We start from the raw sequence: 13,083 nt of genomic DNA, 5'->3' as shown, positions 1-13,083 counted from the left end.
CTTCTTGAAGGTTGTTTTTAAATATACAACATAAAACGTATCAGGTTTACAAAATGAAAAAACTCCGGTAATCAGCCGGAGTTTATTCATCAATCAAAAAACGAACAGTCATGATAAACTGTTGTTACCTTCAAAATTACAATTTATATGCCAAATTTCCAATTTAAGTATAATTTAACATACAATTTATTGTAACCCTATCCAAGATAGGTTTTCAAGATTTTACTTCTTGAAGTATGCTTTAATCTTCTAATCGCTTTTTCTTTAATTTGACGTACGCGTTCGCGGGTCAAATCGAAGGTTTCCCCAATTTCTTCAAGGGTCATTGAATGTTGTCCTGCCAATCCGAAATATAGACGGATGACATCGGCTTCCCTTGGTGTCAAGGTTTCCAATGCGCGCTCGATTTCGGTGCGCAATGATTCATGCAATAATTCTTTATCGGGGTTAGGTGATTCACCACTACGAAGTACATCATAAAGGTTTGAATCCTCTCCATCGATTAATGGGGCATCCATCGATACGTGACGGCCCGAGTTTTTCAAGGATTGTTTTACATCCTCGACCGTCATATCCAATTCTTTTGCTATTTCTTCGGCAGATGGCTGACGCTCATGCGCTTGCTCCAAGAAGGCAAAAGTTTTGTTGATCTTATTGATAGATCCAATCTTGTTCAATGGCAGACGTACTATACGTGACTGCTCTGCCAATGCCTGTAGAATGGACTGACGGATCCACCATACGGCGTAGGAAATAAATTTAAATCCACGGGTTTCGTCGAATCGTTGTGCGGCCTTGATCAGACCAAGGTTGCCCTCGTTGATCAAATCCGGTAAAGTAAGTCCCTGGTTCTGGTACTGCTTGGCAACCGATACCACGAATCGAAGATTGGCCTTTGTCAGTTTTTCAAGAGCGATCTGGTCGCCTGCCTTGATGCGTTGTGCCAATTCTACTTCTTCATCAGCGGTAATCAAGTCCACTTTGCCGATTTCCTGCAAGTACTTGTCCAAAGATGCGGTTTCCCTATTGGTAACCTGTTTTGTAATCTTAAGCTGTCTCATGTAGGTAAATTAAGTTCTGTTTGCATAGACTGCATATACTTATACGTAAAAAAGACGCAAATGTTACAAAAGGATAAAAAAATGTTTATTTTTCGGTTAAACAGTATAAAAAAGCCCTGACACCTATGGTCAGGGCTTCAAAATTATAAGGTATTACGTAATTCTAATCCCTTCTGGGTTTACGATCTCGATTGTCCCTTCCACGGCGATCATCCCTTCCGCGATTGCGGTCGTTACTGCGTGGCGGTCTTTCGACATAACCTTCCGGTTTTGGTAAAAGTGCCTTTCGGGAAACTTTCTCTTTACGGGTTCTTGGATCGGTACCTAAATACTTTACCTCGAACTCGTCACCCATGTTCACCACATCAGAAACATTTTCCGTACGTTCCCATGCCAGTTCGGAGACATGTAATAAAGTCTCGTTACCAGGTGCGTCCAGATACTCTACTACCGCACCGAAATCAAGCATCTTGATGACCTTCACTTTATAAGTTCCGTTCATCTCGGGTTTGAACATCAACGAATCGATTTTCGCCAATACCGCATCGATACCATTTTGATCTGTTCCCAAAATCTCGACGATACCTTCTTCGGTAACGGGATCTTCGTTGATAACGATTGTGGTTTTCGTCTCTTTCTGTAGTTCTTGAATCACTTTTCCACCAGGACCGATCAAGGCACCGATAAATTCGTTCGGAATCACCGTGGTCACCATTTTCGGTGCATGTGGCTTCACATCGGCATTTGGCGCCGCAATGGTATCCGTCAGTTTTTCTAAGATATGCAAACGACCGGCTTGAGCTTGTTTTAAGGCTTTGACCAATATTTCATAGGAAAGTCCTTTTACTTTAATATCCATTTGGCAAGCGGTAATGCCGTCAGCGGTACCTGTAACTTTAAAATCCATATCACCCAAATGATCTTCATCTCCAAGAATATCTGACAATACAGCGTATTTTCCGGAATCACCATCAGAAATCAATCCCATGGCGATACCTGAGACCGGTTTCTTCAATTGTACACCGGCATCCATCAATGCCATGGTGCCGGAACAAACTGTGGCCATAGACGAAGATCCATTACTTTCAAGAACTTCGGAAACTACACGAACCGTGTAGGGGCAGTCTTCCGGAATCATTCCTTTCAAAGCTCTCTGCGCCAGATTACCGTGACCGATTTCCCTTCTCGAAGTTCCACGGATGGGTCGAGCCTCACCTGTACAGAACGGCGGGAAGTTGTAATGTAGGTAAAACGTTTCTTCACCTTCGAAGGAAGGCATATCAATTTGGTTCGCCTCTCTTGAGGTTCCTAAAGTTACGGTTGCCAAAGCTTGCGTTTCTCCTCTAGTAAAAATGGATGAACCATGTGTAGAAGGCAGATAATCGATTTCGCACCAGATTGGGCGGATTTCGTCCGTTTTTCTACCGTCCAAACGCATGCCTTCATTCAAGGTCAAGTCGCGAACCGCTGCTTTTTCAGCCTTGCGATAGTATTCAGAAATCAGGTCTCCCTTTTCCTCCAGCTCTTCCTCTGAATAGGTTGCCTTGATTTCATCTTTAATCGCCGCAAAGGCTTCGCCTCGCTCATGCTTGGCGGAACCGGCCTTAGCTACTGCATATACTTTATCATAGGCAAGGTCATGGATTTTCTTCTCCAGTTCCTCGTCTTCGGTCTCCTGCTCGTACTCGCGCACTTCTTTTCTTCCGAAGGCATCGGCCAGTTTCATTTGAGCGTCAATCTGTTTTTTAATGGCCTCGTGAGCGAATTTAATGGCCTCGACCATTTCCTCTTCTGAAATCTCGTCCATTTCACCTTCCACCATCATCACCGAATCTGCTGAGGCACCGATAATCATATCGATATCACTTTCCAACAATTGTGACCGGCTGGGATTGATGACGAATTCCCCGTTCACACGGCCCACACGGGCTTCTGATATGGCACATTCAAACGGAAAATCAGATAATTGGATAGCTGCTGAGGCGGCAAGTCCTGCCATGGCATCTGGCATAACGTCTTCGTCGTGAGACATTAATTGGATCATTACCTGAGTCTCAGCATGATAGTCCTTTGGGAAAAGTGGTCGCAATACGCGATCCACCAAACGCATGGTCAATACTTCACCGTCGCTAGGTCGAGCCTCTCTTTTAAAGAACCCGCCCGGATAACGACCGGAAGCCGCAAACTTTTCACGATAGTCTACCGTTAGGGGCAGAAAAGGCAAATCTTTTTGCTCGTAGTTGGATACTACCGTACACAAGAGCATACATTTTCCGGATTGTACAACAACAGAACCGTGGGCCTGTTTAGCCAATTTTCCGGTTTCGATGGAAATTTCCTTCCATCACCAAGGTCGATGACCTCTTTAAATACTTTTGGAATCATAAAATTGATTTAATACCTGTGCAAACAGGATTTTGTTAAACAATGGTCACTCCGCCATTCTTCTTTTTCTCTGGTCGGAGTTGTTGTGTGTTGTGTTGTTGTGACCAATGAAAAACTGTGTGCAGCTTTTTGAATTTGCCTTGCTTTGGGCAAGGACTTCGGAATATAAAAAGGGGCTGAATTTTTTCAGCCCCTAAAAATATTATTTTCTGATATTCAATTCTTTGATCAATTCACGATATTTGACAATATCCTTCTTTTTCAAATAATCCAATAAACTTCTTCTTTTTCCTACCAAACGAACCAATGATCTTTCTGTGTTGTAATCTTTATGGTTGTTCTTAAGGTGACCGGTTAGGTGGTTGATGCGATGTGTAAACAAGGCGACTTGCCCTTCGGTAGAGCCTGTATTCTCGGCATTACCTCCATGTTTTTTGAAGATTTTGGCCTTCACTTCTTTTGTTAAATACATTCCAATATTGTTTTAAATGATTTTTATGTATCTGACCGATTTTCAATCAGGCTGCAAATATAGGATTATTTTGTGATGTGAGAAGTTTTATGCCCAAGAATTAATAGGCGAACAAGTAATTCAAAATACACACCCGTCGGGTTGCGGTGCCATGGTTTCCAATGTTTTGGCAAAATCGGCACTCAGCGATTCACTTGTGAATCCGATTTGAACGGAGCCCTTAAAGACACGCCCGCCATAGCCCGAATTGTTCATATGCGCCCGCACATAGACTTCCAAATCTTTTGTAATCTCTACGGGACCTCCCGACCTTGTGAAAGGCTGTTCATCGACATGGCTGTGGGCGAGAATTCTTCTATAAACAAGATTTCCTTGCAAGTCGATAACTTCCCACCAATCTGCATATTGATTACAGCCCGTATCAGGACTACTAATGGTAACGCTAAAGGAATACCCGTTTTCTTCACCGGTGATGGAAACATCGGTCACCCGGGCAGGCCCCGGTTGCAACTGTTCCATTTCTTCCTCGGCCTGTATATTTTCCACAATATCTTGATTCTTATCCGTGGAACAGCAGCACATGAGCATCAAAAGAACTATGTGTGAAGATGAAAATGAAAAATTCATGAAATATTAGCTATGCACGTATAGGGTTGTTCTGAATCAAATCAACATATAGATTGATTTTTTTCTTCAGATCCCTACGGTGTACAATAAAATCAAGGAAACCATGCTCAAGGACAAATTCGGCCGTTTGAAAACCTTCAGGAAGTTCTTTTCCCGTAGCTTCTTTTACGACGCGAGGTCCTGCAAAGCCTATCAAAGCGCCAGGTTCGGCAATATTGATATCGCCCAACATCGCATAGGAAGCCGTAGTGCCCCCTGTGGTTGGATCCGTGCATAATGAAATATAAGGCAAGCCTGCATCGGACAATTGCGCGAGTTTGGCCGAAGTCTTTGCAAGTTGCATCAACGATAAGGCCGCCTCCATCATTCTGGCCCCGCCTGATTTGGATATCATTACAAATGGAGTCCTCTTTTTGATGGCATGGTCGATTCCGCGTGCTATTTTTTCACCAACAACACTTCCCATCGATCCGGCGATGAAACTGAAATCCATACAGGCGACGGTTAGGTCTTTTCCATACGATTTGCCCATTGCCGTACGAACGGCATCCTTGAGTCCCGTTTTCTTTTGAGCGGCTTTTAGTCTATCGGAATATTTTTTGGTGTCTTCGAATTTTAATGGATCCTTTGATGTAAGTTTTGCATCCAGTTCGGTAAACTTGTTGTCATCAAAAAGAATTTCGAAATATTCTTTACTACCGACCTGAACATGGTAGTCATCCTCAGGGCTCACATAAAAGTTCCGTGCCAAATCATCAGATTCAACGACTTTCCCCGTAGGAGATTTATACCAAAGCCCCTTCGGTGTATCTTTTTTCTGTTCAGTGGATGTTTGAATTCCTTTTTCCTTTCTCTTGAACCAAGCTGTCATGTCTTCCATATTAGTGTTACGAAATACCTTTATTAAAGGGTATTGACATTATTGAGGTCTTCAAATGCTTTTTTCAATCGTTCTACAAATGATTTCTCACCCTCACGCAGCCAAACCCTAGGGTCATAAAATTTCTTGTTGGGCTCATCGGCCCCATTCGGATTTCCTATTTGTGATTGAAGAAAGTCTTTTTTGTCTTCAACATAGTCTCTGACACCCGCCAAGAAAGCGTATTGCAAGTCGGTATCAATGTTCATTTTGATAACTCCGTAGCTAATACCCTCGCGAATTTCTTCTACTGTAGAGCCTGAACCACCATGGAAGACAAAATCGATATGGTTGTGTTCCACCCCGTACTTTTCGGAAATATACTCTTGCGAATTTTTCAGGATTTTAGGGGTCAGTTTTACATTGCCCGGCTTATAAACGCCATGAACGTTACCAAAAGCGGCAGCAATAGTGAACCTATGGCTGACTTTTGACAGTTCTTCGTATGCATAGGCGACCTCTTCAGGTTGGGTGTAGAGCTTTGAATCGTCAACATCTGAATTATCAACACCATCTTCTTCGCCCCCCGTTATGCCCAGTTCTATCTCTAGGGTCATATTCATCTTGCTCATTCTTGCAAGATATTCTTTGCAAATTTCTATGTTTTCTTCGATAGGTTCTTCTGAAAGGTCGATCATATGTGAGCTGAACAACGATTTACCCGTCTCGGCGAAGTGTTTTTCACTGGCATCTAAAAGCCCGTCGATCCATGGTAATAATTTCTTGGCACAATGGTCCGTATGTAAAATAACTGTAGTGCCATAGGCTTCGGCCAATTGGTGCACGTGTTTTGCCCCGGCCACTGCACCTTGGATAGCGGCATTCTGACCTTCGTTGGATAGTCCTTTACCGGCATTGAACTGGGCTCCACCATTGGAGAATTGAATGATTACGGGCGCATTTAAACTTGCCGCAGTTTCGAGAACACCGTTGATCGTATTGGAACCGATTACATTGACCGCTGGAAGTGCAAACCCTTTTTCTTTGGCGTAATTGAAAATATCTTGGACTTCATCGCCGGTGGCAACACCGGGCTTAATATTGTGGGCCATAGTTTTCTAGTCTGTTAGTTCATAATTGTGAATGACAAAAGTAATAAAATTATGCAAGTACCCAGTCGGTTGCAATTGCACTTTTTAGAAGGGATAATTAATACCGATCTGGAGAACCGAATTAGCAAAATTATAGTCCCTGAACCATCTTTTTGATTGTTCTTCGGCCGGGTTGTAGGTCTTGAAGCCCAAATCTACCCGAAATAAAAAATACGTAAAATCATATCGCAAGCCGAAACCCGTACCCAATGCGATATCGGCCAATGAGCTGAATCCGTTAAAAGTGGCATCGGAATCGTCGACATTGTCGAAAACGTTCCAAATATTTCCGGCGTCGGCGAATAGTGCTCCGTTAATATCACCGACGACAGGAAATCTATATTCTAGGTTCATTGCGATTTTTAAGTTCGCTTCGTTAAAGTCGTTGATGGCGCTGGTCCTTCCCGGGCCGAGGGAATAAGGAAACCAAGCCCTGTTGTCGTTCGAACCTCCCGCAAAATAACTTCTCACAAACGGGATGTTATCCGAGTTGCCGTAAGGCACCGCAATGCCAAAAAAGCTACGAAAAGCCAATACGTTCGAGCGTTTTAAATCCCAGTATTTGATATAATCGAACTCTGTTTTTAAGTATTGTGAATAGGCAACATTAAAAACGGTCAACTTGTTGTTCGTCTGGTCGAAAGGCAATAAATACGAAATACCTGAAAGCAGGTTTCCCGCACTTTCTATTTTCCATCTGAATTTGTAAAAACTGTTATCGGTAAGTCCGTTTCGATTATTGGTATTGAGGGTATAATTACTCGCAAAAATAAGGTTGTTTTCCGTCAAACGTTCTCGAAGTTCTTCGATACGTGTCGTTCGTCTGAAATCATTATCGGACGTAGAAATCAGACCTTGGTTTTCTACCGCGTTGATGAAGCCTGCAGTGCCTCCCTCGGGAATATCAGGGTCTGTATTGGGTAAAATCAGTCTGGGAGTTCCCTCATCGTCAATGATGTAAAAGTCCGATACTAACGGATTGTCAACATAGTCTTCTGCAATATCGTTAAGTTGATTATACGCATTTTCGTAAATGTTGAAGAATCGTTCGGGATTCAAATTGTTCACAAACTGCACGTTCAAAAGCTCTACCGAATGTCTTTTAAAGTCGGAAGGTGACCAGTTATAGCCCAAAATGGTATTAAAGGTCCATTTATCGAGACCGATATTCCGTTGCGATGTCGTGCCCAGAGATATCCGGGTTTGTGGCAGCATGTAGTTCGGAATGATTTTTTCTGCCTTTAAGAACGGAAACCAGATTCTTGGGAAATTCAGGTTCAGGTCTACACCATATTCCAGAATATTGAAAAATTGATTGTCCTCGATACTGGGGTCACGTGAGGAGCCTAAATTTATCCGTCCCGATAAGCTCAGGTTTTCAGCACCCCCAAAAAGATTACGGGCTTGAAGCGACTGGCTCAATCCAAGTCCGATTTGTTGAATGTTGGAACGTGAGATATTGAATTCAGTGCCCGATGAATATTTTGGTCGCGCCGACAAATAGATATTCGCCGTTAAATTCTTTGGTTGAAGACTATCCTCTTCGATAAGAATACTCGGATATTTAAAGACGTTCAGGTTGGTGATTTGTCGATAAGTCCTTGTACGGTTGGTATCCTTATAAATACTGTCCTTTTCAAAAAAAATGGCATCGGTAAGGGTCTTGGGTTTAAAGCGTAGCTTATCCTTATAATAAATGGTATAGTTGTTATATCGTATAAACTGATCTTTATTTAAAAAGTCGGTAAAGATATTGACCTGATCGATTTTGTGAACCTGGTATTCTACTGTAGTCGTGGTATTTTCATCTCTTTTTTTAGGTTGCCAATGGTCATCCGAACATCCATCTCTTTGCTTGAACCTGTGGCGCTCGAATCGCGGAGAATATCAAAATTGATCGAACTTTCCTGAAAATTGTAAACTCCTGAATTTTTGAAAACATTGGTAAGCCGTTCGCGTTCAATGGCAAAATCCAACGAATTGAATTGTTTGCCTTTTTTCACGAAGGATTCTTGGCTGTTCAGCAGATATATCGAATCGATGACCTTTGAATCTATTTTGTGGGTAACCGTATCGATTAAATAAGGCTCACCAAGTATTATTTTGTAATCTACGGCTACGCGCTGCTTTCTTTTTGAACTGTCAATTTCATAGGTAGTCTTATTATTAAAATATCCTTTACTGCTATAATAGGCGCTCAATCGCTGTAGCGTTCTTTTCGTCGCGATAGTATCTAGCGTAACCGGTGCCTCCCCAATATTTTTTAACCATTCACTCAATCCTTTTACCAAAAAGGATTCGCCTAACCGCTCTACCTGTTTTTCGGAAAGAAGATTGACCAATCGTTGTTTTCGGTTTTCTTTTCTATAGAGCCAGGCCTGAAACGATGAATCAGGATTTACCTTGGCGAGATTATATAGATTAAGTCGCAGCGGATACCCTAAAAGAGCACTGTTCGGCTCTTGAATGACAAGGCTTTCGACATCTTCGTCGGTAACTTTTTCTTCGTCGGCATAGATGGTATTCTTTATAACCAAAACCTCATCTTCTTCGACTCTTTTTAAGGCGTTACAAGAGGTAAGTGCCGCGACTAGTAATAATAAGCTTATTTTAGCGATGTTGATCGTTGTGCGCAACGGGGTCCTCATAGAAATCAAAAATACATTATTTGAATGGTTGTTAAAAACCAAATAAAACTTATAAAAAGTCTACAGCAAAAAAAGTACCGAATTCAACACGGCATGTTCGTAGCAGAGGGAATAAAGACTGTTCAGGAGCTTCTTGACTCTAGTATTAAAACGGAAAGAATATTTACTACGGATCTTTCGGCCTTCACGGCGAAAAAAGATTTGATCGAACAAATCTCTGAATCAGCGTTGAAACAGATGAGCGGCCTTAAGAATCCCAATACGGTATTAGGGCTATTTCACATTCCAAAAAGGGAAATCCCTAAAAGCACCGATTGGGTGGTTGCTTTGGATGATGTTCGAGATCCTGGAAATTTAGGTACTATTATTCGCTTGTGCGATTGGTACGGAATCAAACATTTGGTCTGTTCTGAAAATACGGTAGATTGCTACAATCCCAAGGTATTGCAGGCGACTATGGGTTCCATTGCCAGGGTAAATGTGCATTATACTAACCTTAAGGATTATTTGGAAGCTACCGACCTACCCAAATTTGGAGCTTTTATGGACGGAATGTCAGTTCTTACGGAAAAACTTCCGGAATCCGGAATATTGGTCATGGGCAATGAGGCCAATGGAATATCCAAGAAAATAGAAGATAAGATATCTTCGAAAATAACAATTCCCCAATTTGGAAAAAAGACGGCCGAAAGTTTGAATGTAGCGACTGCTACGGCAATTCTTTTAAATGAAATACGTAGACGAAAGTTTGATTAAAACTTACTCGAAGGTAAAATTAACAAAAATGCCCCTTGTACGCATCGCATCTAAATTGCCGGTCCATGGACTGTTAGGTTCCATATCTCTAACCAATTCATCGGTAATGGCGAAAACACCCCGAATGGAAGGGGTGAACTTAAAGTACTCAAGATAAAAGTCGATTCCGAAACCCAATTCATAGTTGTAGACCCACTTTTTCATTCTAAAAGTTCCGGCGGCATTGTCGTCAAGGCTATCCTCGTTACTCCCCAGATTTAACGAGGCCGATCCGCCCCCGATAATAAAGGGCTTCCAATTTCCAAATCGTTTGGTGCTAACTTTTAAAAGCAACGGAAAGTTGATGTAGGTCGATTTTACTTCACGTACGGTATTTCGTTTAATATCGTCTTCCCCAATAAAACCTGGAAAATTCAAAATACGCGAATTGTATAAAAGTCCGGGCTCAAGTCGCAGGTCAAGAAATTGGTTCAATCGCATTTCCCCAATAAGCCCTACATTAAAACCTGTCGATTGGTCGACGAGAATATCTTCGGTATTTTCTTGATAGTCAAATTTAAAATCATATCGGTTAAAGCCCAAAAAATAACCGTAGTTGAAAAGCGGCTCGTCTTCATTCTCTAAATTGAGAATAGGATTTTCCTTGAATTGGGCAGTACTATTTTGACCAGCAAAAACAGCTAATAGGATGAGAATAAGTAACTTCTTCATTCACGCAAATTATAAGAGTCGGCAACCAGAGTTATTGAAATTACCGACTTCTCAGTTCTATTGATGCCCGTTTTGGGCCTTTGTTGCAACATAGATAGAGGCGACACCCAAAGTTTGGGGTCTGTTCTCTACCTCTATAAACCCGATTTTGCGTAAAATATTGTTGAAGGTTTCACCATGTGGAAAGACTGATGCCGATTCGCTCAAATAGGCATAGGCTGAAGTGTCTTTTGAGAAAATTCGGCCAATGACCGGAAGTATATATTTTGTATATAGATGATGGCCTTGTTTGAAAGGTGTTTTCGTAGGTATTGAGGTTTCAAGTATGACCAAAGTACCGGTGGGTTTAAGCACACGGTGGATTTCCGACAATCCTTTTTCCAACGTTTCAAAATTTCGAACCCCGAAAGCAACGGTTACGGCATCGAAACTATCGACCTCGAAAGGTAGATTTTCACTATCTCCGATGATCATTTCGATGGTGTCGTACATCTTTTTTCTAGAACCTTTTTCCTGCCGACTTCCAACATTCCTGGAGAAATATCAAGGCCGATAATCCTTTTCGCCCCGGTCTCTACCATATTGATGGCCAAATCGCCCGTACCCGTTGCGATATCGAGAATGGACATTGGTTTTTTTGTTTTGAGAATATTGACCACACGTTTGCGCCATTTGATGTCGATTCCAAAAGAAATTACCCGATTCAGTCCATCATAGTTGCCACTGATCGCATCGAACATCTGTGTAACCTGTTCCTTTTTACCAAGGGTAGAATCTTTGTAAGGGTTTACTTTTTTGGCCATTGGGGCAATTTTTGGCAAAGATACGATAACACCTGAAGGATTTGGGGCAAAAAAGGGACAATAAAGAATGGCTCTTGGAGTTTTTTAGGTAATGAATTTAAATGGCAAGCGGAATTATTTGTTTAATTTCGCATTGCGATAGATGCAAATAGTTTGCACAATGGGCATTACCCAAGCTTTTTTATGCCATGTTGGCTTTTCTTTCAAATTATCGAGCAGGGTTTTATTCCTGGAACGAAAAACACAAGATCAGTTTTAGATGAAAATTATTATTGCCGGCGCAGGTGAGGTCGGCTTCCATTTGGCTAAATTACTTTCCTACGAATCACAGGACATTACCTTGATCGACACCAAAAAGGAAAGCTTGGCCTATGCCGATAGCCATCTCGACATTAGAGTATTGCGTGGCGATGCCACTTCGATAGAGGTGATGACAGATGCCAAGGTTCAGACCTCGGATCTTGTAATCGGGGTTACCTCTTCAGAGACTACTAACATTACGTTGTGCATGCTTGCGAAGCAGTTGGGCAGTAAGCGTACCATTGCCAGAATCTCGAATACTGAATTCATTGAAAATAAGGATGCTATCAAGTTCTCCGAACTTGGCATAGATGAACTTATTTCACCAGAAGAATTGGCGGCGACCGAGATTCAATTGTTGCTCAATAAATCAGCTTTTAACGATACCTACGAATTCGAAGAAGGCAAGTTGATCATGATCGGGGTTTCTTTGGAGAAAACCGCTCCCTTTGTGGGAAAAATGGTCAAAGAAGCAGCCAAGATTTTTCCTGAGCTACATTTTATGCCCATCGCGCTTCAGCGATTGGGTACCCAATATACCGTAATACCTCGTGGAGATACCATTTTTAAAGAAGGCGACAAGGTCTATTTCATAACCGTGAAAGAAGGTGTAGATGAACTTTATAAGCTGACGGGCAAGAAAAAACTCGAGATCAAAAATGTAATGATTTTAGGAGGAAGCAAGGTCGGATCTAAGGCGGCCCGCGATCTTTGTGCCAAACATTTTAATGTGAAACTTATAGAGAAGGATAAGGAAAAAGCATTTGATCTGGCAGATGAACTTCCGAACGCCTTGGTCATCAACGGGGATGGTAGAAATGTCGAGTTGCTCGAGGAAGAAAGCCTTGAGTCGATGGATGCATTTATCGCCGTGACCGGAAACTCCGAAACTAATATCATGTCATGCTTAGTGGCGAAATCGAAGCACATTCGAAAGACTATTGCATTGGTCGAAAACATGGATTATTTTCAACTGTCGCATTCCATCGGTATCGATTCGTTGATCAATAAAAAGCTTTTGGCGGCCAATCATATTTTTAGACATATTCGTAAAGGTGAGGTTGTGGCTTTGATGCGTTTGAATAATCTAAATGCCGAAATCCTTGAATTTATAGTGAAACCCGATTCAAGGGTAACAGGTAATGTCATCCGTGAGCTTGATTTTCCAAAGGCTGCGACTATTGGTGGGGTAGTGCGCAATGGTGAAGGGATTATTGCCCTTGGTGGTTTTGAGATCAAAGCTGGTGATCGGGTAGTGGTCTGCTGTTTGCCCGAAGTAATACCGGTCATTGAGCGATTATTTCTATAAT

10 protein-coding genes and 2 pseudogenes are annotated in these 13,083 nt (G+C 42.0%); 2 read left to right on the top strand and 10 right to left on the bottom strand.

Annotated features, from left to right (window positions below; genetic code table 11):
* Positions 1-197: 197 nt before the first annotated feature.
* From N8A86_RS03615 to N8A86_RS21360, 8 genes and pseudogenes are all read right to left on the bottom strand, one after another.
* Positions 198-1,061, bottom strand: a complete 864-nt coding sequence (locus N8A86_RS03615; protein WP_126162497.1) for a sigma-70 family RNA polymerase sigma factor — start codon at positions 1,059-1,061, stop codon at positions 198-200.
* Between the two features lie 163 nt (positions 1,062-1,224).
* A pseudogene (locus N8A86_RS03610) lies at positions 1,225-3,446 on the bottom strand (polyribonucleotide nucleotidyltransferase).
* Between the two features lie 202 nt (positions 3,447-3,648).
* Positions 3,649-3,918: a 30S ribosomal protein S15 gene (rpsO, locus tag N8A86_RS03605; RefSeq protein WP_273567830.1), complete on the bottom strand. Its 270-nt coding sequence runs from the start codon at positions 3,916-3,918 to the stop codon at positions 3,649-3,651.
* Positions 3,919-4,038: 120 nt separating this feature from the next.
* Positions 4,039-4,545 (bottom strand): hypothetical protein, encoded by a 507-nt coding sequence (locus tag N8A86_RS03600; RefSeq protein WP_273567829.1) that lies wholly within the window; start codon positions 4,543-4,545, stop codon positions 4,039-4,041.
* Between the two features lie 10 nt (positions 4,546-4,555).
* Positions 4,556-5,416 (bottom strand): acetyl-CoA carboxylase, carboxyltransferase subunit beta, encoded by an 861-nt coding sequence (accD, locus tag N8A86_RS03595; protein ID WP_273569014.1) that lies wholly within the window; start codon positions 5,414-5,416, stop codon positions 4,556-4,558.
* Positions 5,417-5,448: 32 nt separating this feature from the next.
* Complete coding sequence (gene fbaA, locus N8A86_RS03590) at positions 5,449-6,516, bottom strand: class II fructose-bisphosphate aldolase (protein WP_273567828.1); 1,068 nt, start codon at positions 6,514-6,516, stop codon at positions 5,449-5,451.
* An 84-nt stretch (positions 6,517-6,600) separates the two neighbouring features.
* Positions 6,601-8,307, bottom strand: a complete 1,707-nt coding sequence (gene tamL, locus N8A86_RS21365; protein WP_488226202.1) for a translocation and assembly module lipoprotein TamL — start codon at positions 8,305-8,307, stop codon at positions 6,601-6,603.
* 32 nt (positions 8,308-8,339) lie between these two features.
* On the bottom strand, positions 8,340-9,212 hold the full coding sequence (locus N8A86_RS21360) for a hypothetical protein (RefSeq protein WP_337251731.1): 873 nt from the start codon (positions 9,210-9,212) through the stop codon (positions 8,340-8,342).
* A gap of 84 nt (positions 9,213-9,296) precedes the next feature.
* Between N8A86_RS21360 and N8A86_RS03580 the strand changes: the two genes are divergently transcribed.
* Positions 9,297-9,959 carry an RNA methyltransferase gene (locus N8A86_RS03580; protein WP_337251730.1) on the top strand — a complete coding sequence of 221 codons (663 nt, stop codon included), beginning with the start codon at positions 9,297-9,299 and terminating at the stop codon, positions 9,957-9,959.
* Positions 9,960-9,962: 3 nt separating this feature from the next.
* Here the strand turns inward: N8A86_RS03580 and porT are convergent, their stop codons facing one another.
* The gene (gene porT, locus N8A86_RS03575; RefSeq protein WP_273567826.1) at positions 9,963-10,670 is read right to left on the bottom strand and encodes a type IX secretion/gliding motility protein PorT/SprT; all 708 of its coding nucleotides are present in this window, start codon (positions 10,668-10,670) and stop codon (positions 9,963-9,965) included.
* A gap of 57 nt (positions 10,671-10,727) precedes the next feature.
* Positions 10,728-11,473, bottom strand: a pseudogene (ubiE, locus tag N8A86_RS03570) (bifunctional demethylmenaquinone methyltransferase/2-methoxy-6-polyprenyl-1,4-benzoquinol methylase UbiE).
* A gap of 259 nt (positions 11,474-11,732) precedes the next feature.
* Between ubiE and trkA the strand changes: the two are divergent.
* Positions 11,733-13,082, top strand: coding sequence for a Trk system potassium transporter TrkA (gene trkA, locus N8A86_RS03565; RefSeq protein ID WP_273567825.1), 1,350 nt, complete (start codon positions 11,733-11,735; stop codon positions 13,080-13,082).
* The last annotated feature ends 1 nt before the right edge of the window (position 13,083 follow it).

The sequence above is a fragment of the Maribacter halichondriae genome, from assembly GCF_027474825.1.
Taxonomy (GTDB): Bacteria; Bacteroidota; Bacteroidia; order Flavobacteriales; family Flavobacteriaceae; genus Meishania; species Meishania halichondriae.
Note: the sequence above shows the minus strand (reverse complement) of the source record. Positions and strands in the feature narration are given on the sequence as shown.

Bases quoted from the DNA above. Each gene is read 5' to 3' on its own strand.
- N8A86_RS03615 (WP_126162497.1), bottom strand. From the start codon at position 1,061: ATGAGACAGCTTAAGATTACAAAACAGGTTACCAATAGGGAAACCGCA.
- rpsO (WP_273567830.1), bottom strand. From the start codon at position 3,918: ATGTATTTAACAAAAGAAGTGAAGGCCAAAATCTTCAAAAAACATGGA.
- N8A86_RS03600 (WP_273567829.1), bottom strand. From the start codon at position 4,545: ATGAATTTTTCATTTTCATCTTCACACATAGTTCTTTTGATGCTCATG.
- accD (WP_273569014.1), bottom strand. From the start codon at position 5,416: ATGACAGCTTGGTTCAAGAGAAAGGAAAAAGGAATTCAAACATCCACT.
- fbaA (WP_273567828.1), bottom strand. From the start codon at position 6,516: ATGGCCCACAATATTAAGCCCGGTGTTGCCACCGGCGATGAAGTCCAA.
- N8A86_RS03580 (WP_337251730.1), top strand. From the start codon at position 9,297: ATGTTCGTAGCAGAGGGAATAAAGACTGTTCAGGAGCTTCTTGACTCT.
- porT (WP_273567826.1), bottom strand. From the start codon at position 10,670: ATGAAGAAGTTACTTATTCTCATCCTATTAGCTGTTTTTGCTGGTCAA.
- trkA (WP_273567825.1), top strand. From the start codon at position 11,733: ATGAAAATTATTATTGCCGGCGCAGGTGAGGTCGGCTTCCATTTGGCT.